Here is a 23,178-nt window from a genome sequence, read left to right on the forward strand (position 1 = left end):
CTACTCCGCCGCCAGCACGGCCTGCGCCAGCGCGCGGCGATATTCGTGCGGCATGACCTGGACGAACTGCCCCCGCGCCTTCGCCCAGTCGTCGAGGATGGCGCGCGCCCGGGCGCTTCCCGTCAGCTGCGCATGCTGCTCGACGAGAGTGCGAAGATGGCCCTCGTCCTCGACCGCCTCGAGCGCGACCCCGGCAAGGTTGCAGCGGCTTTCGAACGTCCGCTCCGGGTCCCACACGTAAGCGACGCCGCCCGACATGCCGGCGGCGAAGTTGCGCCCCGTGGATCCGAGCACGACCACCGTCCCGCCCGTCATATATTCGCAGCCGTGGTCGCCCGTCCCCTCGACCACCACCACCGCGCCCGAATTGCGCACCGCAAAGCGCTCGCCTGCGACCCCGCTGAAGAAAGCCTCGCCGCTGGTCGCGCCATAAAGGCAGGTGTTGCCGACGACGATGTTGGCCGCCGCCTCGCGCGCGACCCCGTCGGGCGGCCGGACCACCAGCCGACCCCCGCTCAGCCCCTTGCCGACATAGTCGTTCGCGTCGCCGACGAGGTCGAGCGTGACGCCGGGCGCGAGGAAGGCGCCGAAGCTCTGTCCCGCGGTGCCGGTCAGCACGGCGTGCATGGCCCCATCGTCGAGCCCGTCGGGCCCGAACCGCCGCGCGATCTCGCCTGACAGCCGCGCTCCGACCGAGCGGTCGACGTTGGTGATCGCAAGCTCGATCCGCACCGGCAGCGCGCCGTCGAGCCGGCCGATCAGCACCTCGTCGATTCGGTGTGCGGCCGGCGCCTTGACCCCCGCTCGGAAGCGGCGCGGCGCGGCCGCGTCGACCGATCGCAGAAGCTTCGACAGGTCCGCGCCCGCCGCTTTGCCCCCGGCCGCCTCGCGGACCCGCAAGAGGTCGACGCGGCCGATCATCTCCTCGACCGAGCGGACCCCCAGCCCGGCCATGATCTCGCGCAATTCCTCGGCGACGAAGAAGAAATAGTTCACCACATGCTCGGGGCTCCCGGCGAACTTGGCCCGCAGCCGTTCGTCCTGCGTCGCGATCCCCACGGGGCAGGTGTTGAGGTGGCATTTCCTCATCATGATGCAGCCTGCCGCGATCAGCGGGGCGGTCGCGAAGCCGAACTCGTCCGCGCCGAGCAGCGCCGCCACCGCCACGTCGCGCCCGGTCCTCAGCCCCCCGTCGGCCTGCACCACGATCCGGTCGCGAAGCCCGTTGAGCATCAGCGTCTGCTGGGTCTCCGCTAGCCCCAGCTCCCACGGGCTTCCGGCATGCGTCAGGCTGGTCAGCGGCGAAGCCCCGGTCCCGCCTTCGTAGCCCGAGATGGTGAGGTGGTCGGCGGTGCACTTGACCACGCCCGCCGCGACCGTCCCCACGCCCGCCTCGGCCACGAGCTTGACCGAGACTCGCGCGGCCGGATTGACCGAGCGCAGGTCGAAGATCAGCTGCGCCAAATCCTCGATCGAATAGATGTCGTGATGCGGCGGCGGCGAGATGAGCCCGACGCCCGGTGTCGAGTGCCGGACCGCGGCGATTGCGGCATCGACCTTGTGCCCCGGCAACTGCCCGCCCTCGCCGGGCTTGGCGCCCTGCGCGATCTTGATCTGGATGTCGTCGGCATTGACCAGATAGTCGGCGGTGACCCCGAAGCGGCCCGAGGCGACCTGCTTGATGCTCGAGCGCTCGTCGGTCGCGAACCGTGTCCGCTCCTCGCCGCCCTCGCCCGTGTTCGACTTGCCGCCGATCCGGTTCATCGCCCGCGCCAGCGTCGTATGCGCCTCGCGGCTGATCGAGCCGAAGCTCATCGCGCCGGTCGCAAAGCGCCTGACGATCTCGCTCGCGGGCTCGACCTCGTCCAGCGGCACCGCCGGCCCGGCGGGGCGGAAATCGAGCAGGCTGCGGATGGTCAGCAGTTCGCCGCTCCGCGCATTCATCTCGGCGGCATAGCTGCGATACTTGTCCGGAAGATTGCCCCTGACCGCATGCTGGAGATGCGCGATCGTCGCGGGGGTCCAGGCATGCGCTTCGCCGCCCGCGCGAAAGGCGTAGAGCCCGCCGACGCCCAGCCGCTCGACCTCGGCGCCGTGCGCCGCCCGGTGCCGCGCTGCGCTCTCGTCGGCGATCTCCTCCAGCCCCGCGCCCTCGATGCTCGTCGAGGTACCGGTGAAGTAGCGCTGCACGAAGGCGCTGTTCAGCCCGACCGCGTCGAAGATCTGCGCCCCGCAATAGCTCTGGAAGGTCGAGATCCCCATCTTCGACATGACCTTGAGGAGGCCCTTGCCGATCGCCTTGATATAGTTCGCCTGGGCCTTGTCGGGCGCCAGCGCGACCTTGCCGCGCTCGCACAAGGCGTCGATCACGTCGAACGCCAGCCACGGGTTGATCGCCTCCGCGCCATAGCCCGCGAGCACCGCGAAATGATGCACCTCGCGCGCTTCACCCGTCTCGACCACGAGGCCCGTCTGCATCCGCAGGCCCTGCCGGATGAGGTGATGGTGCACCGCTCCCGTCGCCAGCGCGGCCGGGATCGGAATGCGCCCCTTCCCTTCCTTGCGGTCCGACAGGATCAGCACGTTGATGTCGGCGAGCACCGCCTCGGTCGCTTCCCAGCACAGCCGCTGGAGCGCGGCCTCGAGGCTCTGCGCATCGCCCCCGCTCGGCCAGGTCGCGTCGAGCGTCGCGGTCCGGAATGCGCCGTCCAACGTGTCATGGATCGAGCGGATCTTCTCCACATCCTCGTTGGTGAGGATCGGCTGGCTGACCTCGAGCCGTTTGTGGTTGCCCGCGTTGCGCCCCAGGAGATTGGGGCGCGGCCCGATCATCGAAACGAGGCTCATCACCAGGCTCTCGCGGATCGGGTCGATCGGCGGGTTCGTCACCTGCGCGAAGTTCTGCTTGAAGTAATCGTAGAGGAGCCGCGGCTTGGCCGACAGGACCGCGAGCGGCGTGTCGGTCCCCATCGAGCCCACCGGATCGTCGGCAGCCGACGCCATCGGCGTCAGGAACAGCCGCAGGTCCTCCTCGGTATAGCCGAAGCTGAGCTGGGTCCGCCGGAACACCTCCTCGTCGGGCGGCCGCACCAGCGGGTTCGACCCCGCCGGCAAGTCGGCGAGGTTGAACTGCGTCTCCTTGAGCCATTCGCCATAAGGCTCGGCCCCGGCCAGCTCGGCCTTGATCTCCTCGTCCTCGACGATCCGCCCCTTGGCGAAGTCGATCAGCAGCATCCGCCCGGGCTGGAGCCGCCACTTGCGGACGATTCGTTCCTCCGGGATCGGGAGCACGCCGCTCTCCGACGCCATCACCACCAGGTCGTCGTCGGTGACGAGGAAACGCGCCGGCCTCAGGCCATTGCGATCAAGCGTCGCGCCGATCTGCCGCCCGTCGGTGAAGGCGATCGCAGCGGGGCCGTCCCACGGCTCCATCAGCGCCGCATGATATTCGTAGAAGGCGCGGCGCCTGGGCTCCATCTCGGCATGCCCGGCCCAGGCCTCGGGGATCAGCAGCATCACCGCGTGGGGCAGCGAATAGCCGCCGGCGATCAGCAGCTCGAGCGCGTTGTCGAGGCAGGCGGTATCCGACTGGCCGTGCGGGATGATCGGCCACATCTTGTCGAGGTCGGCGCCGAGCAGCGGCGATTCGAGCGTGCGGCGCCGCGCGTTCATCCAGTTGACGTTGCCGCGCACCGTGTTGATCTCGCCGTTGTGCGCGATGAACCGGTAGGGGTGCGCCAGCCGCCAGCTCGGAAAGGTGTTGGTCGAGAAGCGCTGGTGCACCATCGCCAGCGCCGACACAGCGCGCGGATCTGCCAGGTCGCGGTAGAATTCGCCCACCTGGTGGGGCAGCAGCAGCCCCTTGTAGACGAGCGTCCGGCTCGAGAAGCTCGCAATGTAGAAATCGGTCAGCGCCGGCTGCTTTCGGCGTTCGGCAAGCTCGGCCAGCGGATTGAGCGTCTGCTTGCGGATCGTCAGCAGCTTGCGCTCGAACGCATCGCCCTCGCGCGTGTCGGGACCGCGCCCGACCAGCGCCTGGCGGATCACCGGGACGGTCGCCTGCACCGAGGCGCCGAGTACGCCGGGATCGACCGGCACGTCACGCCAGCCGAGGAAGATCTGTCCTTCCTTGCGGACGAACTGCTCGAGCCGTTCCTCGGCGAGCGCCCGGCTGTCGGCATCGACCGGCAGGAAGCACATCGCCACCGCATAGCTGCCCGGCGCGGGCAGGCTGATCGACCGGCCGTCCGCCCAGTCGCGCAACAGCGCGTCGGGCAACTGGATCAGGCAGCCCGACCCGTCGCCCATCTCCGGGTCCGCTCCGACCCCGCCGCGATGATGGAGGTTGGCGAGGATCTCCAGCCCCTGCGCGATGATCCGGTGGCTCGCCGCGCCGCCGACGTGGGCGACGAAGCCCATGCCGCAGCTGTCATGCTCGCGGGCGGGATCGTACAATCCCTGGGCCTTGGGCAAGCCGTCCAATCCGTCACACCTCTCGCTGCTGCAACGCACAATAAGTCACTGGATTGCGAGCAGACTGACGAGTCTTGCTCCGGCCTGCAATAGCCTCGGGAATAAGCCTCCATCGCTCTCACGACATGACGTTTCACAGCAATCTGAATGAGTTATGCCCCGGATGGCACACTTGGACTGAGCTAAGTCGTTGTCAAACAGGGCCAAAATCATATCGCGCGTGAAATATTCTCACGGCGCTCTGCTGCCGTTGTGCGCCGCAGCAAAGCTCTGCATCATCCACTCGTTGAATGCGTAAGCGGAGCCTCCCGTCGGGCAATCGGGGCTCCTCAAATCAACGGGGGCTGACCATGCGCATCATCACCGTCACCACTGTCATCGGCCTTCTTCTCGGGCTCGCCGCGACACCCGCCGCCGCGCAGGAGAAGAAGGCCCCGATCACCATCCACGGCGGCGCCACGCTCGTCACCGACTATCGCTTCCGAGGCATCTCGCAGACCGACCGGCGCCCCGCCCTCCAGGGCTTCGTCACCGTCGAGCACGAATCGGGCGTCTACGCCTCGGTCTGGGGCTCCTCGATCGACGACTATGTCGCCCACGGCGCCGATCAGGAGCTCGACCTCATCGCGGGCGTCAAGCACAGCTTCGGCGCGACCACGATCGATGCCGGCGTGCTCTATTACTATTACCCCGGCTCGGGCGGCGTCGCCTCGGACTTCGTCGAACCCTATGCCTCGATCACGCAGGCCGTGGGGCCGGCCAGCATCAAGGGTAGCATCGCCTACGCGCCTAGGCAGAATGCGCTGTCGGTCGGCAACGGGCGCGAGGACAATCTCTACCTCGCGGGCGACGTCAGCCTTGCGGTGCCCGATAGCCCGATCAGCCTGACCGGCCACCTCGGCCACAGCAAGGGGCCGAGCTTCATCACCATCGGCCGATCGACCACCGACTGGAGCCTCGGCGCGTCGGCGGCGTGGCGCGGCCTCACCCTCGGCGTCGCTTATGTCGATACCGACGCCACCGCCTTCAGCCCGCGCGGGCGCCAGATCGCCGGGAGCGGGATCGTCGCCTCGCTCGGCGCCAGTTTCTGATGCCGTGACAAGGGAGGGGGCAACAAGGTGAAACTCATCATCGCCATCATCAAGCCATTCATGGTCGAGCCCGTGCGCGAGGCGCTGATCGAGGCGGGCGTGCAGGGCATGACCGTGTCGGAAGTGCGCGGCTTCGGCCGCCAGAAGGGCCAGCCGGTGTTCTACCGCGGCGCCGAATATGACACGCAATTCGTGCCCAAGGCGCGGATCGAGGTCGCGGTCGAGGACGATCTCGCCCCGCGCGTCGTCGAGGCGATCGAGACCACCGCGCGCACCGACCAGATCGGCGACGGCAAGATCTTCGTCCTCGATCTCGAGAAAGCGGTCCGGATCCGCACCGGCGAGACCGGCGACGATGCACTCTAGGGAGGGGATGACGATGGGGCTTTCGAGCAGGCTTGGCCGCTTCGGCGCGGCGTTCCTGATGGCGGCGAGCCTCGCCGCGCCGGCCTTCGCGCAAGGGGCGCCCGCACCGACACCCGACAAGGGCGACACCAGCTGGATGCTCGTCTCCTCGGCCCTCGTGCTGATGATGTCGGTGCCCGGCCTCGCGCTCTTCTACGGCGGGCTGGTCCGCGCCAAGAACATGCTGTCGGTGCTGATGCAGGTGCTGACCATCGTCTCGATCGCGGCGCTCGTCTGGGTCGGCTGGGGCTACAGCCTCTCCTTCACCGGCGGCAGCCCCTACATCGGCGGCCTGTCGAAGGCCTTCCTGTCGGGCGTGACGACCAGCAGCCTCGCCGCCACCTTCTCGAACGGCGTCTACATCCCCGAATTCGCCTACATCGTCTTCCAGATGACCTTCGCCTGCATCACGCCGGCGCTGATCGTCGGCGCCTTCGCCGAGCGGGTCCGCTTCTGGCCGCTGATGCTGTTCGTGGTGCTGTGGCTGACCATCGTCTATTTCCCGGTCGCGCACATGGTCTGGTACTGGGCCGGCCCCGACTTCCTGCCCAACCAGCCGGGCGACCATGGCCTCATCTACGGTTGGGGCGCGCTCGACTTCGCCGGCGGGACGGTGGTCCACATCAATGCCGGCATCGCGGGGCTCGTCGGCTGCCTCGTGATCGGCAAGCGCATCGGCTACAATTCGGAGCCCCTGCCCCCGCACAGCCTCGTCATGACCATGATCGGCGCCTCCTTGCTGTGGGTCGGCTGGTTCGGCTTCAATGCCGGCTCCACGCTCGAGGCCAATGGCCTCGCCGCCCTCGCCTTCCTCAACACCCTCGTCGCGGCGGCCGCGGCCGCGCTGGTCTGGGCGGGGATCGAGCAGGCGGTGCACAGGAAGTCGTCGTTGCTCGGCGCCGCCACCGGCGCGGTCGCGGGCCTCGTCGCGATCACGCCCGCCGCCGGCTATGGCGCGCCCGGCACCTCGATCCTGCTTGGCGCGGTCGCCTCGGCGGTCTGCTTCTTCTTCGTCGCCAAGGTGAAGGGCCGCTTCGGCTACGACGACAGCCTCGACGTCTTCGGCGTCCACTGCATCGGCGGGATCGTCGGGGCGATCGGCACGGGGATCGTCGCGGCGCCCGCGCTCGGCGGGCAGGGCTGGTTCGATTACAATGTCCTGCCCGCGGTCCCCGGCACCTACGACATCGCGGGACAGGTGCTGACGCAGGTGAAGGCAGTCGCGCTGACGCTCGCCTGGTCGGGCGGCGTCTCGGCCCTACTGTTCCTCGCGATCGACAAGATCATCGGGCTTCGGCCGGCCAGGGATGCCGAGCGCGAAGGCCTCGACATCAGCGCACACGGTGAGCGCGCCTATAATTACTGAGGGGTAAGCGAGGGGTGGGTTCGCCCACCCCTCGTGGGTCGTCAGGCGGCGCGGGGCAGTTCGATGGCCTCGTTCACCGGCTCCGCCACGGTCGGCGCGGCCGGGGCCGCCGCGACCTGCTCGACGCGGTCCGGGAAGAAGGTGCGGCTCACGAACACGAGCACGCCCAGCGCGAGATAGATGCCGACCATCAGCATCGGCGCGAAGATGATCCCCGCGGCCAGCGGCACGCGCAGGAAGTTCGGGTTGAAGCCGAGATCATGACCCAGTGCTTCGCAGACGCCCAGCAACGTGTCGTTGCGGAAGGCGACATTGTTGCGAAAGTAATCGGGTCCGGGCAGCCACTTCATTTGTCTTCTCCATTCGGCGACCGTTCGGGCCGGCGCTTGTCCGTCCAGATGCACGCATCGTGCCACCTGCCGAAAAAGCTCCCCGTTCCGAGACTTATGGACACGCCATCAAATCTGGCCGCCGTGTCCTGACCCTTAGGTTGGGATTCCTGACCACATTGTGAAGGCCCGCGTCGGCAGGCGTGGGCGGCGCCTCGACCAAAGGCCGTAGGGCTCGACCAATGGCCAGACGGCCTAGAGCGTCGCGCCGTTGCTCTCCGCCAGGCGGATGTGCGGTGCGGTCGGAAGCAGCGGATATTTGTTGCCCGCCGCGCAATTGAACAGGAGCACGCGCTCGTCCCGGCCGACCAGCCCGCGCTCGAGCGCCAGCCGCCAGCCCGCGAGCACCGCCGCGCCCTCGGGGCAAAGCAGCATCCCGTCCTCGCGCGCCGCATCGCCGAGCGCGGCATGGATCGCTTCTTCCTCGACCGCGATCGCGAAGCCGCCGCTTTCACGCACCGCGCGCAGAATCAGGAAGTCACCCACTGCCTTGGGCACGCGAATGCCCGTCGCGACCGTCGCCGGATCTTCCCAGCGCTCGGCAAATTCGTCGCCCTGTTCCCACGCCCGGACCATCGGCGCGCAGCCGGTCGCCTGGACCGCCACCATCCGCGGTCGCTCGGAGCCGATCAGCCCGGCCGCTTCCATCTCGGCGAACGCCTTCCACATGCCGATGAGGCCGGTGCCGCCGCCGGTCGGATAGAAGATGACGTCGGGCAGCCGCCAGCCATATTGCTCGGCAAGCTCGAGCCCCATCACCTTCTTGCCCTCGGCACGGTACGGCTCTTTCAGCGTCGAGACGTCGAACCAGCGCCCCGCCGCCGCGCCCTCGCCGACCAGCCGTCCGCACTCGTCGATCTGCCCGTCGGCGACGAGCACGCGCGCGCCATAGGCTTCGGCCTCGGCGACGTTGATCGGCGGCGTTTCCTCGGGGCAGATGACCGTTGCCCGGATCCCCGCCGCCGCCGCATAGGCCGCGAGCGCGGCGCCGGCATTGCCGTTGGTCGGAAGCGCCATGTCGGTGATTCCGAAATGCTTGCCCATGCTGACCGCCATCGCCAGCCCGCGCGCCTTGAACGAGCCGGTCGGAAGCCGGCCCTCGTCCTTGACCATGAGCGGCGCGACCCCGGCCTTCGCCGACAGGTTCGCAAGCGGCAGCAGCGGCGTCTCGATCTCGCCGAGGCTGACCGGCGCCGACCCGGCGGGCAGCGGCAGCAGCTCACGCCACTTCCACATCCCCGGCGCACGCGCACCCACGACGTCGCGCGTCAGCACGCGGCCGACCGCCTCGAGGTCGTAGCGCACCAGCAGCGGACGCCCCGCCTTGCCGAGGTTATGCACCTCGTTCGCGGCATAATGCTCGCCCGTCAGCGAGCATTCGAGATGGGTGACGAAGGTGGCGCGGGGATCGGTCATGCCTCCCCTCTAGCCCCATTCCGCCGACGCGCACGCCCCTTTCGTCGAAGCCGCGCGATCCGACGCTTGTCACAATGTATCATCGCTCGTAGGGCGCCCGCCGAACGACGAATATCAGTCTAGCGGAGCCTACCCATGTTGCTGACCCTCGCCGCGGCGCTCGCCGCCCAGACCACCGCCGCCCAGCCCGCCGCGCCCGCTCCTGCCCCTGCCCCCGCCCCGGCCCCGGCCCGCGCCAGCGACCATGACAGCGCGCAGGACAATGCGATCGTCGTCACCGGCATCCGCCGCAACCGCGAGGACGTGCTCGGCGGGACCAGCGTGCTCACCTCCGAAGAGCTCGCCCGCGAAGTTCGCCCGACCATCGGCGAGACGCTCCAGCGCCAGCCGGGCGTCGCCTCGACCGGCTTCGGTCCCAATGCCAGCCGCCCGATCATCCGCGGCCTCTCCGGCGACCGCATCCGCATCCTCACCGACGGCATCGGCAGCTTCGACGTGTCGAGCTCGAGCCCCGACCACGCCGTCGCGATCAACCCGCTCACCGCCGACCGAATCGAGGTCCTCCGCGGCCCCGCCGCCCTCCTGTTCGGAAGCTCGGCGAGCGGCGGCGTCGTCAACGTGATCGATTCGCGCATTCCCCGCGCCGTCCCCGAGAGCCCGCTCCACGTCGACCTGATCGGCGCTTACGGAAGCGCGTCCAACGAGCGCTCGACCAATGGCCGGGTCGACGTGCCGCTCACCTCGCACCTCGTCCTCCACGGCGACGGCAGCTGGGTGAAGAGCGACGACCTCGAGATCGGCGGCTACGTCCTCGCCAAGCCGCTGCGCGACCAGGCCGCGGCCAGCGCCGATCCCGAAATCCGCGCCCTCGCCGATTTGAAGGGCCGCCTGCCCAATTCCTCGGCAAAGAGCAGCGAAGTCGCCGGCGGCCTCGCCTGGGTCGATGGCCCGCTCAACGTCGGCGTCTCGATCAGCCGCCTCGACAACAATTACGGCACGCCCATCCGCTACAGCCTCGACCCCGCGGTCGAAGCCGAGGCGGTGCGCCTCGACGTCAAGCAGACCCGCTACGACGCCCGCGCCGAAATCCCCGTCGGCAAGGGCTTCATCGACCAGGTCCGAATCCGTGCGGGCGGCGCCAAATATCGTCACTTCGAACAGGCCGCCGACACCGGCGAGATCAACAGCACCTTCCGCTCCAAGGCGCAGGAAGGCCGGATCGAAATCGTCCAGCGCACGATTGATGGCTGGGGCGGCGGGTTCGGCGTCCAGGCGCTCAACCGCCGCGTGTCGATCGAGGGCGACGAGAAGTTCCTGCCGCCCAACCGCCAGCGCCAGTTCGGCCTGTTCGCGCTCCAGAATTACGAGACCGGCCCGTTGCGGGTCGAGGTCGGCGGCCGGGTCGAGAAGAGCCGGCTCGAGGCCGCGGCCGATGCGACCATCGGCAATGCCGCCATCACCCGCCGCTTCACCAGCCTCTCGGGCTCGGTCGGCGGAAGCTATAATCTGGGCGGCAACCTGCGCGCGGGCGTCAACCTCTCCTACACCGAGCGCGCACCCTCGACCGACGAACTGTTCGCCAACGGCCCGCATGGCGGCACCCAGGCCTATGAGATCGGCAATCCCCTGTTCGGCAAGGAAAAGAGCACCTCGATCGAGGGCACCCTGCGCCGCACCAGCGGGCCCCTGACGATCACCGCCTCGGTCTACCGGACGCACTTCGACAATTACATCTACCAGGCGCTGACCGGCGCGGTCGAGGACGACCTGCCCGTCTACCAGTACAGCCAGGCCCCCGCGAACTTCACCGGCTTCGAGCTCGAGACCAACGCCAAGGTCGGCGTCCTGGGCGGGATCGACTGGTCGGTCGAGGGCGTCGCCGACGCCGTCCGCGCGACCATCAAGGGCTTCGGCCCGGCCCCGCAGATCCCGCCGCTCCGCCTCCTCGGCGGGGTCGAGGGCCGCAAGGGCAATGTCGACGGCCGGGTCGAGCTCGAGCACAGCTTCGCCCAGAACCGCACCGCGCCGGTCGAGACTCCGACCAGGGCCTTCACCCTCGTCAACGCCTCGCTCAACTGGAAGCCCCTCGCCAGCCGGCCGCAGCTCAACCTCGGGCTCCAGGCCAACAACATCTTCGACGTGACGGTCCGCCGCCACACCAGCCTGCTCAAGGACTATGCCCCGGGCCCCGGGCGCGACATCCGGCTCACCGCCCGGCTCGGCTTCTGACACGAAAAAGGGCCCCGGCGCTTGGCCGGAGCCCTTTTTCTTCCCCGCTCTGCAAGACTCTAGAGGTCGATCCCGCTGGCGATCGCCTCGAGCTTGCGGACCCGGGCCTTCAGATCCGCCAGTTCGATCAGGTCCGGACCGCCGCCCGCCACCGCCGTGTCGTGCCGCGGCAAACCGCTCGCCAGCTCCATCTTGCGGACTTCGAGCCAGCCGTTCCAGCCCTTGAGGAGGAAGTGGGCGGCGAGCACCAGGCCGGTCAGTCCGAACAGCCCGGTGAGGCCAAGGGAAATCGTATCCATCACGCCTGCTCCTTGCGCAGCGCCTCGATCTCGCGGGCGAGGGCGTCGCTTTCGCTGTTATGAAGATGCTGGTCGATCGCCATCATCCGGCGGTCGGTCGTGTCGAGCTTGGTCCGCACGTCGTGGACGCTCGCCCGACGATGGTCGCCCATCCGCTCATAGTCGCCGCGGCGCCGCAGCTTGCCGCTCTTCGCCGCGCCGATGAGGCCGCAGATGAAATAAGCCAGCAGCGCCTGCCACACGGTGACGAAGGTCAACAGCGGCACCGCGACCCACGCGATCCGGACGAAGGTCGGATCGATGTTGAGCGAGTTGCCGATGCCGGCGCAGACGCCGAGCAGCTTGCGGTCGCGGGTGGCAAGGCGGAACGGAAGGCGGTCCATGGGACGAACGTCCTTGAATAGAGGGGTGCGGGATTAGCGCTTGATGAGGTTGAACAGGCTCTGAAGGGTGCCGGCCAGCCAGATGTCGACGGTGTCGAGCACCTGGCCGACCGGGCCCAAGGGAGTCTCGGGCGCCTCGATCGACCCGAGATATTCGAGCCGCGAGACCGGGCGGGCCAGTGCGCGATCAAGCATATTGCGCGATCTTCACGGGGGCGGCGATGGCAACGCCGGCCGGGGCAATCGCGGAACCGACCGCCAGGCCGCTCAGGACCAGCGCGCCGATCGCGGAAAGGAGGGTCGTCTTGATGTTCACTATAGGCTCCTGTCTCTTCTGGCCGATCCCCTGACCGGCCATGTCGTTCATCATGCAGACAGCGTGCCAATTGCCGTTTTCCGGGGTTTTTGACGTGATCAGCCCGTCCCGGCGGCCCGTGTTGGGATTTTTCACCGTGAGGCATGGCGGCTTTTCCCAACCGGCCGCCGCGGGAACCCGAAATGGCGATGGCGCGTCTTGACGCGTGACCCGCGCGGGGCTGTCCTCGCGCCATGAACAAGAGGAAAAAACACATGTTGGGGAAGATCGCTGGCGCCATCATCGGCAACCGCATGGCCGGCCGCAATGACGGCCTGAAGGGCGCGCTCCTGGGCGTTGCCGGTGCGCGGATCGCCGCGCGTGGGCTCGGGCCGCTCGGCACCGCGCTCACCATCGGCTGGGGCGCGAAGAAGCTCTATCAGTGGAACAAGCAGCGCAAGGCGAACCCGGGCTATCCCGCCTCGGCCACCCCGGCCCGCGGCACCACCCGCACCAACTCGCTGTAAGTTTTCAGTCTAGCTGAAACCGTCACCCCGGGCCCGGCCCGGGGTGACGCAAGTTTCAGTCTTCCGACGTGTCGGCCTGACCCTCGCCCTCGGCCGCCCGCTCGTAATAAGGCTCGACCGTGCCCTTCAAGGTCAGCAGCATCGGGTTGCCGTAACGGTCGCGGCTCTTGCCCGCGGCGACCTTGATCCAGCCTTCCGACACCGAATATTCCTCGACGTTGGTCTTCTCGACCCCGTTGAAGCGGATACCCACACCGCGCTGAAGCTTGGCTTCGTCGAAATGCGGGCTGCGCGGGTCGAGGCTGAGCCGGTCGGGCGGCGTATCGGTGATGTCGGTCATGAGAAAAGCCCTGCCAATCCCCCCGCCGACGGTCAACCTCAGGCGGGATTGACCAGGAACTGCTCGAACCGCCCGTTCGCGCCCGGCTCGGTGAAAACCGAGATCGACAATGCGCGCGTGGGATAGGTCACCTTGTACGAGCGGATCTCGAACCCGCCGCGAAGCTCGGGCTCGCCCTGCACCTCGAAGCCCGTCGGATCGCCCAGCGGCGCCAGGCTCGACTGGAAGTCGGCGCGGACCTGCGGGGTGAAGTAATAAGCCAGGTTGTCGGTCACCTGCCGGCGGTCGAGCGCGCCGCGGCGCAGCGCATCGTAGAGCGCCCGCGTCCGCGCGGTCATCGCCGCCTCGCCGCTCATCGCCACCGGCGTCGCCTTGGCCGGAAGCACGATCCCCGCGATCTGCCGGGCGATCGCGCCATAGGCCCGGCCCGACCAGCTGTTGGTCAGTACCACGATCGCCGCCTTGTCGTCGGGATAGACGTTGTTGACCGAAAGGAAGCCGACCGCCTCGCCGGTGTGGGTGATGGCGTGGCGCCCGTCACGGTCGGCGTTGAAGACCCCGAGCCCGTAATGCGTATCGGTGCCGTCGGTCAGCTTGACGCTCGTCTCCTGCGCGGCCCAGTCGTCGGCGGGAAGCAAAGTCCGGTTCATCCGCGCGATGTCCCACTTGGCGAGATCCTCGGCGGTCATCGACAATTCGCCCGCGGCATAAAGCCAGCCGCGCGCCGCCGGCACCGCCGGCCGCACCGGCCCGAGCGCCGCCCGGCCATAGCCCTGCGGATAACGCGCGCCGATCGCGAGATCCTGGTCCATCACGCTGGTCATGCCGAGCGGCTTGAACACGCGCTTCTGGAGGAAGGAGAGCAGCGGCATCCCCGACACCTTCTCGGCGATCATGCCTGCGACGACATAGCCCGTGTTCGAATATTGCCACTTGGTGCCCGGCACATAATCGAGCGGCTTCTTGGCCCAGATGTCGACGATCCCCTGCGGCGTCACCGGCCTCGCCATCGCCGCGAAGCTGTAGTCGTGCGGCCAGTAATCCTGCAGCCCCGAGGTGTGGCTGAGCAACTGGCGGATGCTGATCTGGTCACCCCCGCTGATCCCCGGCAGATATTTCGCGACCTTGTCGTCGAGGCTGAGTTTCCCCTCGTCCTCGAGCAGCAGCAGCGCCGCGGCGGTGAACTGCTTCGAGTTGCTCGCAATCTGGAACGGCATGGCCGGGCTCGCCACCGGCAGCGTCTCGGACGCCTTGCCATAGGCCTTGGCCATGACGATTCGCCCGCCCCGCACCACCGCGACCGACGCGGCCGGGACGCCATAGGTCGCGAGCGAACTCGTCACCGCGGCGTCGATCTTCTGCTGTTCCTCGGGCGTGAGGCTCTGGGCGGCGGCGGGCGCGCAAAGGGCGACGAAGGCGGCAAGCGCCATGAGGGGACGGTGCATGGCCGCGAGCCTAGCCCGCGCGAACGCCAAGTCCAGCCCGCCGGAGTTGCCGCCTCGCCTCGACCGCTTTAAGCGGCGGCGGCAATGAGCGAGCTCGACCCCCAGACCCGCCGCAATGCGCCGGCCCTGTCCCTGCACGTGCCGGAGCCGAGCTATCGCCCGGGCGACACGCCGGACTTCTCCAATGTCGTGGTGCCTGCCGCCGGCGCGGCCCCGCGCCCCGACTCCGCCGCGCCTGCCGCCGAGACCCACCCGCTGACGAACCATCTCGTCCGCGTGCTCGACGAGAACGGCCAGGCCGTCGGTCCGTGGGACCCGCGCCTCGACCCCGACCGGCTGCGCAAGATGCTGCGCGACATGGTCACCGTGCGCGCCTTCGACGACCGCATGTACCGTGCCCAGCGGCAGGGGAAGACCAGCTTCTACATGAAGTGCACCGGCGAGGAGGCGATCGCGGTCGCCGCCGCCAATGCGCTCCATGCCGACGACATGTGCTTCCCGACCTATCGCCAGCAGGGCCTGCTCGTGGCGCGCGGCTATCCGCTCACCGACATGATGTGCCAGATCTATTCGAATGCCGGCGACAAGCTCCACGGCCGCCAGCTGCCGATCATGTATTCGGACAAGCCGCACGGCTTCTTCTCGATCTCGGGCAATCTCGGCACCCAATATCCGCAGGCGGTGGGCTGGGCGATGGCAAGCGCGATCAAGGGCGACAGCCGGATCGCCATGGGCTGGATCGGCGAGGGCGCGACGGCCGAGGGCGACTTCCACTCGGCCCTGACCTTCGCCGCGGTCTACCAGGCGCCGGTCATCCTCGCGGTGGTCAACAACCAGTGGGCGATCTCGAGCTTCTCGGGCATCGCCGGGGCCGAGCAATCGACCTTCGCCGCGCGCGCGGTCGGCTACGGCATCGCGGGCCTCCGCGTCGACGGCAATGACGCGCTCGCCGTCTACGCCGCGGTCGACTGGGCGTCCGAGCGCGCCCGCGCCAACGCCGGACCGACCCTGATCGAATTCTTCACCTACCGCGCCGAGGGCCATTCGACCTCGGACGATCCCACCGGCTACCGCCCCGCCGGCGAAGCGCAGCAATGGCCGCTCGGCGATCCGGTCGAACGCCTCAAGGCGCATCTCGTCGGGCTCGGCGAATGGGACGACGAACGCCACGCCGCGCTCGTCGCCGAGGCCGACAGGGAAGTCCGCGCCGCGCAGAAGCAGGCCGAGGCGCAGGGCATCCTCCCCGGCCAGGGCTTCGACCGCATCGGCTCGATGTTCGAGGACGTCTATGCCGACACTCCCTGGCACCTCGCCGAACAGCGCGAGGAAGCGCTGGGCGAGGCCCGCGTCTACCTCGGACGGGATGCAAGCTAAGATGCCCACGCGTAACATGATCGAGGCCATCAACGACGCGCATCGCGTGGTCATGGCGGCCGACCCCGACATCGTCGTCTTCGGCGAGGACGTCGGCTATTTCGGCGGCGTGTTCCGCGCCACCGCCGGCCTGCAGAAGGAATTCGGCAAGGAGCGCTGCTTCGACGCCCCGATTTCCGAGGGCGGGATCGTCGGCACCGCGGTCGGCATGGCGGCCTACGGTCTGAAGCCACTCATCGAGATCCAGTTCGCCGACTACATCTACCCCGGCTACGACCAGATCGTCTCCGAGGTCGCCCGCATGCGCTATCGCACCGCGGGCGAATGGACGATGCCGATGGTCATTCGCTCGCCCTATGGCGGCGGCATCTTCGGCGGCCAGACCCACAGCCAGAGCCCGGAAGCCCTGTTCACCCATGTCGCGGGGCTGAAGGTCGTCATCCCCTCGACCCCCTATGACGCCAAGGGCCTGCTGATCGCCGCCGTGGAAGACCCCGATCCGGTGATCTTCTTCGAGCCCAAGCGCATCTACAACGGCCCCTTCGACGGCCATCACGACAAGCCCGTGAAGCCTTGGTCGAAGCATGCCGACAGCGAGGTGCCCGACGGCCACTACACCGTGCCGCTCGGCAAGGCGCGGATCGTCCGCCCGGGCAACGACCTCACCGTCATCGCCTACGGCACCATGGTCCACGTCGCGCTCGCCGCCGTCGAGGAGAATGGCATCGACGCCGAGGTCATCGACCTTCGCACCCTCGTCCCCGTCGACATGGCGACGATCGAGGAAAGCGTGAAGAAGACCGGCCGCGCGCTGGTCGTCCAGGAAGCGACCAAGACGAGCGGCTATGCGAGCGAACTCGTCACCCTCATCCAGGAGCGCTGCTTCTACCACCTCGAGGCGCCGGTCGGGCGCGTGTCCGGCTGGGATACGCCCTACCCCCACGCCTATGAATGGATCTATTTCCCTGGCCCCATCCGCATGCGCCAGGCTCTCGAGAAAGTGATGGCCGACTGATGGCGACCTACCAGTTCAAGCTCCCCGACATCGGCGAAGGCATTGCCGAGGCCGAGATCGTCGCCTGGCACATCAAGGTCGGCGACCGCGTCGAGGAAGACCAGCAACTCGCCGACATGATGACCGACAAGGCCACGGTCGAGATGGAATCGCCCGTCGCCGGCGTGGTGAAGAGCCTCGCGGGCGAAGTCGGCGACCAGATCGCGATCGGCTCGGTGCTGGTCGAAATCGAGACCGAGGGTGCCGACGCGCCTGCCGCCGAGGCCGAGGAAGTCCCGCTGGCCGACGGCGCGGCGGTCCCGACGCCGGCGCAGGAAGAAGCCAATCCGACGCTGGAGGTCGCTCCGGAGCCCGTTCGTCCTGAGCGGAGCGCGGAGCGCGCAGTCGAAGGGCGCCCGACCGAACAGCAGGACGAGCGTCGCTCGACGTCGCTCGGCACGAACGACGATGCGGGAGCCCACAAGACCCCCATCCTCACCACCCCCGCCGTCCGCGCCCGCGCGCGCGACCTCGGCATCGACCTTGGCCAGGTGAAGCACCAGGGCGAGCACATCCGCCACGCCGACCTCGACGCTTACCTCCTCTACAATGGCGGGCAGGTCTCGGGCCGCTCCTCGGGCGCCGCGCGTGCCGACGAGCAGATCAAGGTCGTGGGTCTCCGCCGCAAGATCGCGGAGAACATGCAGGCCGCCAAGCGCCGCATCCCGCACTTCGCGCTCGTGGAAGAGTTTGACGTCACCGCGCTCGAAGAGACCCGCGCGATGATGAACCGCGACCGGGGCCAGAACCCCAAGCTCACGCTCCTCCCCTTCCTGATCACCGCGCTGGTCCGCACCTTCCCGGACTTTCCGATGATCAACGCCACCTATGACGACGAAGCCAATGTCGTGACCCGCCACGGCGGCGTCCACATGGGCATGGCCGCGCAGACCCCGAGCGGGCTGATGGTCCCCGTCATCCGCAACGCCGAGCGCCTCTCGATCTGGCAGCTTGCCGCCGAGATCGCCCGCCTGTCGGACGCCGCCAAGACCGGCAAGGCGACCCGCGAGGAGCTGTCGAACCCGACCTTCACCATCTCGTCGCTGGGGCCGTGGGGCGGGATCGCCTCGACCCCCGTCATCTCGCCTCCGCAGGTCGCGACGGTCGCGGTCAACAAGGTCGAGGAGAAGGTCGTGCCCGTGAACGGCGAGCTCGAGATCCGCAAGCGGATGAACCTCTCGCTCTCCTGCGACCACCGCGTGGTCGACGGCTGGGACGCGGCGACCTTCCTCCAGGCGCTGAAGCCCCTGATCGAGAACCCGCTGCGGCTGCTCGCCTGAGCGATTGACCTCTCCCCGCGGGAGGTCCAGCTTCTCCTCCGCCTCCGCGCCTCGCCAGCGCGAACGCCCGTGCGTGTCATGGCCGATCAGGGGGATTAAGATGCAGAAATTGCTCGCGATTGCCGCGCTATGCGTTGCAGGTCCGGCCGTCGCCGCCGCACCGGCCGATGACGCGGTAAAGGCCGTCACCACCGTGCTCGACAAGTTCAACGCCGGCGACGTGCAGGCCTTCATCGATGCCCATGCCCCCGACGCCGTCATCATCGACGAATTCGCGCCTTACCAGTGGTCGGGCGACGGCTCGGTCAAGCGCTGGCTCGACGACTATTCAAAGGACGCGGCCGCGCGGAAGATTGCGGGCGGCAGGATGCTTTACGGCCGGCAGACGCAGGGCACGAGCTTCGGGGAACGGGCCTATGTCGTCCTGCCCACCACTTATTGTCTGACCGAGGCCGGTATCCCCAAGGCCGCCGACGGCCACATGACCTTCGTCATGGCGCGCTCGGGCGAGGCCTGGAAGATCGCCAGCTGGACCTATTCGGCGCCGCCGCCGACGGCTTACACCGCGAAGCAGGGTAAGTGCGGCAAGGCCAAATAGCTGCCGATCAATCCTTCCCGATCTCGCGCCAGCTCTTCTCGCTGACTTCAACATCATACTTCTTGGCCGCGGCCTTGATCCGCTTCCAGGCGTCGTCGCGCTCGGCGTCGGTCACGCCTTTCACCTGATGGAAACGCGCGATCGCGTTGCGGACGTGGGTCGCGTCCTCGAGCGGCTCCTTGCGCTGTTCTGGAAAGGCGAATTGTCCGCCTTTCAGGTCGTCACGCTGCTTGTCGTCGAGCTTGGTCATCGGCGCTCTCCTTCGAAGCGAAGGGAACGCGCGGGCGGCGCTGGTCGTGCCGCCCGCCGCGACTAGCGGCCCCGTGGCCCGCGCGAGCCGTCGATGCTGAGCGCACCGGGGCCGGCGAAGACGAAGTAGAGGAAGACGAAGCAGTAGAGCACCGCCGCGTCCCCGCCATTGTTGACGGGGAAGAAGTTCTGCGGCGCATGGGCCATGAAATAGGCCGCCGCCATCGTGCCCGAGGCGAGGAACGCCGCCGGCCGGGTGAACAGGCCGAGTGCGATCAGCACGCCCGTCACCAGTTCGATGAGCCCGGCATAGGCCCCCGGATTGTCGAGCGCGAGCCCGCTTCCGGCGCGCTCGCCCGCCGGGAACGACAGGAATTTCTGCGTCCCGTGGGCGAGGAACAGGAGCCCCGACATGATCCGCAGCACCCCATGGGCAAGCGGGGCGGATGCGGAGAGACGGTTATTGGCCATATGAACGGGGCTCCTGCTGTTACTTTCCGCTTTAGGCGGCAAGCCGCACCGTTTCGTCAAGCGCGGTGGCAAGGCTCGCCTCGCGCTGCTCGGGGCCGACCGCGATCCCGTCGGCCGCGACGAACTCGGGTTCGATCCCGATGAAGCCGAACACGCCGCGCAGATAGGTCTCGGTATGCTCGAGCGCGCTCGCCGGCGATCCGGCGCCGTAGAAGCCGCCCCGCGCCAGCGCGACGATCACCCGCTTGCCCCCGGCGAGGCCCTCGGGGCCGCTCTCGGTGTAGCGGAAGGTCTTGCCCGCCACGAGGATCCGGTCGAGCCACGACTTGAGCTGCGTCGGCACCGTGAAATTGTACATCGGCGCGCCGATCACCACCGTGTCCGCCGCCAGGAACTCGTCGAGTACGCTGGTGTCGGCAAAGGCGCCGAGCGTCAGGTGATCGATCGGGTCGGCGACGAGGTCGCGGTGAATGACGTTCGTCCCGGGCGCGGTTTCCACCAGCCGCTCGACGATCGAGCGGGTGATCTGGCGGCTGACGCTGTTCTCGCCGGTGATGCTGCTGTCGAGCTGGAGGATGGTCACTATTCGCTCCTTAGTATTGTTTTGTAACTGGAGCACGCTAAGTAACCACCCAAGGATCGCCCGCAAGAACGCACCAAATTGTGGGCGACGAACAAATTTGTGCCCGGGAACAGCGATGTGCCCGGCCACTTCGAGAGGATCGCCATGAAGGACCCTGCCAGCCCCGTCTGCCGCACCATCAGCACCCTGCTCAGCCGGATCGGCGACAAATGGTCGGTGCTGGTCGTGACCACCTTGGGCGAGGGGCCCCGCCGCTTCAACGAGCTGCGCCGCGAAATCCCCGCCGTCTCGCAGCGGATGCTGACCCTCACCTTGCGCAATCTCGAGCGCGACGGCCTCGTCAGCCGCGCGGTCACGCCCTCGATCCCGCCCCGGGTCGATTATGCGCTGACCCCCCTGGGCGAATCGCTCCGCTGCCCGATCGCGGCCCTGTCCGACTGGGCGATCGCCAACGTCGCCGAGATCCACGAGGCGCAGCGCCGCTTCGATCACGAGCACGACCAGGCCGCGGCGGCCTAGCCCTTACCGGACTTGCTTTGCTAGGCGCGGTGGATGACCGATCTCGCTGCCCTCGCGACCCTCGAAGAACGCCTTCGCTTCACCGCCTCGTGGATCATCCACCACGCCAATCACGTTCGTGACAGCGCCGACGGACTGAAGGTCGGCGGGCATCAGGCCTCGAGCGCGTCGATGAGCGCGATCCTGACCGCCCTCTATTTCGATGCGCTCGGCCCCAATGACCGGGTCGCGGTGAAGCCCCACGCCGGCCCCGTCCTTCACGCCATCCATTATCTCCTCGGCGGCCAAGACAAGGAGACGCTCGCCAACTTCCGCGGCTTCGGCGGGGCGCAAAGCTATCCCTCGCGCACCAAGGACAGGATCCCGGTCGATTTCTCCACCGGATCGGTCGGACTCGGGGTCGCCATCACCCTCTTCGCGAGCCTCGTCCAGGACTGGCTCTCGGCCCGCGACGCCCTGCCGGCGGACAAGCGCGGCCGCTTCGTCGCGCTGATGGGCGATGCCGAGCTCGACGAGGGCAACATCTACGAAGCGCTCATCGAGGGCCACAAGCACGACGTCCGCAACCTGTGGTGGATCGTCGACTACAACCGGCAGAGCCTCGACGCGACCAGCGCCGACCGCATGTTCGAGCGCTTCGACGACATCTTCCGCACCTGCGGCTGGCGCGTGGTCGAGCTGCGCCACGGCAAGAAGCTCGCCGCCGCGCTGGCCGCCGCACCGGCGGTCAAGGACTGGCTCGAGGCGCTGCCCAACGCCGACCACAGCGCGCTCCTCTACCAGGGCGGGGCGGCGTGGCGGGCGCGCGTGGACAAGGATCTCGGCGACAGGGCCGCGACCTTCCTTTCGGCCCACGACGACGACCAGCTCGCCGCGCTGTTCAGCGACCTCGGCGGCCACTGCATGGCGAGCCTCACCGAAGCCTTCGCGGCGGCGAATGACGACGTCCCGACCGTCTTCATCGCCTGGACCGTCAAGGGCTACGGCCTCCCCTTCGCCGGCCACAAGGACAATCACGCCGGGCTGATGAACCCGACCCAGTTCGCCGCCTATCGCGACGGGCTCGGAATCGCCGATGGTCAGGAATGGGAGCCGCTCGCCGGCCTCGGCGGCAATGCCCGCGCGAGCGTCCAGGCACTGGTCGACCAGACCAGGGTGCGCCGCCAGAAGGAGCCGCGCAATTTCACCAGCTGGCCGGTGCCGGTCTTCCCCACCCCCACCGGCGAGGAGCAGTCGACCCAAGCCGCCTTCGGCCGGATCCTCCTCGACCTCGCCAAGTCGGGCGACGGCCTCGCCGACCGCATCCTCACCACCTCGCCCGACGTCACCGTCTCGACCAACCTCGGCGCCTTCGTGAACAATCGCGGGCTGTTCCACCGCCGCGCGATCCGCGACGTCTTCGCCGAAGCGAAGATCCCGTCGGCGCAGAAGTGGGCGGCGAAGGACGCGGGCCAGCATGTCGAGCTCGGAATCGCCGAATCGAACCTCTTCCTGATGCTCGCCGCCGCCGGCCTGTCGGGCGACCTTTTCGGCCACCGGCTGATCCCCATCGGCACCCTCTACGACCCGTTCATCGCCCGCGGCCTCGATAGCCTCAACTACGGCTGCTACCAGGACGCCCGCTTCCTCCTCGTCGCGACGCCGAGCGGCCTGACGCTCGGGCCCGAGGGCGGCGCGCACCAGTCGATCAACCCGCCGCTGATCGCGCTCGGCCAGCCGGGCCTCCGCCACTACGAACCCGCCTTCGCCGACGAACTCGCGCTCTTCATGCGCGAGGCGATCCGCCTGATCGACGATCCGCAGGGCGAGAGCACCTACCTCCGCCTCTCCACCCGCAGCTTGGCGCAGGAGCCCCGCGCGTCGGACGACTGGCAGGCCGATGCGCTTCAAGGCGGCTACTGGCTGCGCGAACCCGGCCCGCAAGCGGAAGCCGCGATCGTCGCCATGGGCGCGGTCATGCCCGAGGCGCTCGCCGCCTTCGACGCGCTTGCCGACGACGTCCCGGGTCTCGGACTCCTCTCGGTCACCAGCCCCAATCTCCTCCATCGCGGCTGGAGCGTGTCGAGCGCGAGCCGCTGGAACGGTAGCCCCGCCGACAGCCACGTCGCGCGCCTGCTCGGCCGCCTCGCGCCCAGCGCGCGTCTCGTCACCCTGTGCGACGCCGCGCCCGCCTCGCTCTCGTGGCTGGGCGCCGTCCTCGGCCACCGCGTCGCGCCGCTCGGCGTCGACCGCTTCGGCCAGACCGGCAACCTCCACGACCTCTACGGCGAATATCGCCTCGACGGCGAAGCCATCACCGAGGCGATGGCGGGGCTTCTTCTCTAACGTCATCCCGGACTTGATCCGGGATCCACCTGCCTCTCATGGCCATCGGAAAGAAAGGTGGATCCCC

General features: G+C 68.4%; 23 protein-coding genes. 11 read left to right on the forward strand and 12 right to left on the reverse strand.

The genetic code is table 11. The annotated features are described in order from the left end of the window. Positions 1-4,482 carry a glutamate synthase large subunit gene (gene gltB, locus ABD693_RS00595; protein ID WP_486387606.1) on the reverse strand — a complete coding sequence of 1,494 codons (4,482 nt, stop codon included), beginning with the start codon at positions 4,480-4,482 and terminating at the stop codon, positions 1-3. A gap of 341 nt (positions 4,483-4,823) precedes the next feature. On the opposite strand from gltB, the gene ABD693_RS00600 reads away from it, so the two are divergent. The 3 genes from ABD693_RS00600 to ABD693_RS00610 are packed head-to-tail and all read left to right on the forward strand — an operon-like array spanning position 4,824 to position 7,335. Further along, a complete protein-coding gene (locus tag ABD693_RS00600) occupies positions 4,824-5,564 on the forward strand; it encodes a TorF family putative porin (RefSeq protein ID WP_344695013.1) in 741 nt (246 codons plus the stop codon). 27 nt (positions 5,565-5,591) lie between these two features. Further along, positions 5,592-5,930, forward strand: a complete 339-nt coding sequence (locus ABD693_RS00605; protein ID WP_344695014.1) for a P-II family nitrogen regulator — start codon at positions 5,592-5,594, stop codon at positions 5,928-5,930. 13 nt (positions 5,931-5,943) lie between these two features. Beyond that, positions 5,944-7,335 carry an ammonium transporter gene (locus ABD693_RS00610; protein ID WP_425567287.1) on the forward strand — a complete coding sequence of 464 codons (1,392 nt, stop codon included), beginning with the start codon at positions 5,944-5,946 and terminating at the stop codon, positions 7,333-7,335. Between the two features lie 41 nt (positions 7,336-7,376). On the opposite strand, the gene ABD693_RS00615 is transcribed toward ABD693_RS00610, so the two are convergent. Both ABD693_RS00615 and ABD693_RS00620 read right to left on the reverse strand, forming a co-directional pair. Beyond that, positions 7,377-7,685, reverse strand: a complete 309-nt coding sequence (locus tag ABD693_RS00615) for a PspC domain-containing protein (protein WP_344695015.1) — start codon at positions 7,683-7,685, stop codon at positions 7,377-7,379. 234 nt (positions 7,686-7,919) lie between these two features. Further along, a complete protein-coding gene (locus tag ABD693_RS00620; protein WP_344695017.1) occupies positions 7,920-9,140 on the reverse strand; it encodes a threonine synthase in 1,221 nt (406 codons plus the stop codon). A 135-nt stretch (positions 9,141-9,275) separates the two neighbouring features. Here ABD693_RS00620 and ABD693_RS00625 point away from each other — a divergent pair, with 135 nt between their 5' ends. Next, positions 9,276-11,369, forward strand: a complete 2,094-nt coding sequence (locus tag ABD693_RS00625) for a TonB-dependent receptor (protein ID WP_344695018.1) — start codon at positions 9,276-9,278, stop codon at positions 11,367-11,369. Between the two features lie 59 nt (positions 11,370-11,428). Here the strand turns inward: ABD693_RS00625 and ABD693_RS00630 are convergent, their stop codons facing one another. The 4 genes from ABD693_RS00630 to ABD693_RS00645 are packed head-to-tail and all read right to left on the reverse strand — an operon-like array spanning position 11,429 to position 12,502. After that, the gene (locus tag ABD693_RS00630; RefSeq protein ID WP_344695019.1) at positions 11,429-11,668 is read right to left on the reverse strand and encodes a hypothetical protein; all 240 of its coding nucleotides are present in this window, start codon (positions 11,666-11,668) and stop codon (positions 11,429-11,431) included. After that, positions 11,668-12,051 (reverse strand): PspC domain-containing protein, encoded by a 384-nt coding sequence (locus ABD693_RS00635; RefSeq protein ID WP_344695020.1) that lies wholly within the window; start codon positions 12,049-12,051, stop codon positions 11,668-11,670. The genes ABD693_RS00630 and ABD693_RS00635 overlap by 1 nt, the downstream gene beginning before the upstream one ends. A gap of 33 nt (positions 12,052-12,084) precedes the next feature. Next, entirely contained in the window at positions 12,085-12,246 is a 162-nt protein-coding gene (locus tag ABD693_RS00640; RefSeq protein WP_344695021.1) for a hypothetical protein, read from the reverse strand. After that, positions 12,239-12,502, reverse strand: a complete 264-nt coding sequence (locus ABD693_RS00645) for a hypothetical protein (protein ID WP_344695022.1) — start codon at positions 12,500-12,502, stop codon at positions 12,239-12,241. The genes ABD693_RS00640 and ABD693_RS00645 overlap by 8 nt, the downstream gene beginning before the upstream one ends. A gap of 119 nt (positions 12,503-12,621) precedes the next feature. Between ABD693_RS00645 and ABD693_RS00650 the strand changes: the two genes are divergently transcribed. After that, positions 12,622-12,873 (forward strand): hypothetical protein, encoded by a 252-nt coding sequence (locus ABD693_RS00650; protein WP_344695023.1) that lies wholly within the window; start codon positions 12,622-12,624, stop codon positions 12,871-12,873. Between the two features lie 55 nt (positions 12,874-12,928). Here the strand turns inward: ABD693_RS00650 and ABD693_RS00655 are convergent, their stop codons facing one another. Beyond that, on the reverse strand, positions 12,929-13,204 hold the full coding sequence (locus ABD693_RS00655; RefSeq protein WP_344697545.1) for a DUF3297 family protein: 276 nt from the start codon (positions 13,202-13,204) through the stop codon (positions 12,929-12,931). 47 nt (positions 13,205-13,251) lie between these two features. After that, positions 13,252-14,658, reverse strand: coding sequence for a serine hydrolase domain-containing protein (locus tag ABD693_RS00660; RefSeq protein ID WP_344695024.1), 1,407 nt, complete (start codon positions 14,656-14,658; stop codon positions 13,252-13,254). 84 nt (positions 14,659-14,742) lie between these two features. Between ABD693_RS00660 and ABD693_RS00665 the strand changes: the two genes are divergently transcribed. The 4 genes from ABD693_RS00665 to ABD693_RS00680 all read left to right on the forward strand — a co-directional run bounded on the left by ABD693_RS00665 (position 14,743) and on the right by ABD693_RS00680 (position 18,964). Beyond that, positions 14,743-16,032, forward strand: a complete 1,290-nt coding sequence (locus tag ABD693_RS00665) for a 3-methyl-2-oxobutanoate dehydrogenase (2-methylpropanoyl-transferring) subunit alpha (protein ID WP_344695025.1) — start codon at positions 14,743-14,745, stop codon at positions 16,030-16,032. 1 nt (position 16,033) lies between these two features. After that, positions 16,034-17,047, forward strand: a complete 1,014-nt coding sequence (locus ABD693_RS00670; RefSeq protein ID WP_029940245.1) for an alpha-ketoacid dehydrogenase subunit beta — start codon at positions 16,034-16,036, stop codon at positions 17,045-17,047. Then, a complete protein-coding gene (locus ABD693_RS00675; protein ID WP_344695026.1) occupies positions 17,047-18,366 on the forward strand; it encodes a dihydrolipoamide acetyltransferase family protein in 1,320 nt (439 codons plus the stop codon). The genes ABD693_RS00670 and ABD693_RS00675 overlap by 1 nt, the downstream gene beginning before the upstream one ends. Positions 18,367-18,466: 100 nt before the next feature. Continuing rightward, positions 18,467-18,964 (forward strand): nuclear transport factor 2 family protein, encoded by a 498-nt coding sequence (locus ABD693_RS00680; protein WP_344695027.1) that lies wholly within the window; start codon positions 18,467-18,469, stop codon positions 18,962-18,964. Positions 18,965-18,971: 7 nt separating this feature from the next. On the opposite strand, the gene ABD693_RS00685 is transcribed toward ABD693_RS00680, so the two are convergent. The 3 genes from ABD693_RS00685 to ABD693_RS00695 all read right to left on the reverse strand — a co-directional run bounded on the left by ABD693_RS00685 (position 18,972) and on the right by ABD693_RS00695 (position 20,267). Continuing rightward, positions 18,972-19,214, reverse strand: coding sequence for a DUF6582 domain-containing protein (locus ABD693_RS00685; RefSeq protein ID WP_344695028.1), 243 nt, complete (start codon positions 19,212-19,214; stop codon positions 18,972-18,974). 62 nt (positions 19,215-19,276) lie between these two features. Beyond that, positions 19,277-19,684, reverse strand: a complete 408-nt coding sequence (locus ABD693_RS00690) for a DoxX family protein (RefSeq protein WP_344695029.1) — start codon at positions 19,682-19,684, stop codon at positions 19,277-19,279. A 31-nt stretch (positions 19,685-19,715) separates the two neighbouring features. Continuing rightward, positions 19,716-20,267, reverse strand: coding sequence for an FMN-dependent NADH-azoreductase (locus tag ABD693_RS00695; protein WP_344695030.1), 552 nt, complete (start codon positions 20,265-20,267; stop codon positions 19,716-19,718). A 144-nt stretch (positions 20,268-20,411) separates the two neighbouring features. Here ABD693_RS00695 and ABD693_RS00700 point away from each other — a divergent pair, with 144 nt between their 5' ends. Further along, the gene (locus ABD693_RS00700) at positions 20,412-20,786 is read left to right on the forward strand and encodes a winged helix-turn-helix transcriptional regulator (RefSeq protein ID WP_344695031.1); all 375 of its coding nucleotides are present in this window, start codon (positions 20,412-20,414) and stop codon (positions 20,784-20,786) included. A 33-nt stretch (positions 20,787-20,819) separates the two neighbouring features. Beyond that, complete coding sequence (locus tag ABD693_RS00705) at positions 20,820-23,111, forward strand: transketolase (RefSeq protein WP_344695032.1); 2,292 nt, start codon at positions 20,820-20,822, stop codon at positions 23,109-23,111. The last annotated feature ends 67 nt before the right edge of the window (positions 23,112-23,178 follow it).

The sequence above is a fragment of the Sphingomonas rosea genome, from assembly GCF_039538065.1.
Taxonomy (GTDB): Bacteria; Pseudomonadota; Alphaproteobacteria; order Sphingomonadales; family Sphingomonadaceae; genus Sphingomicrobium; species Sphingomicrobium rosea.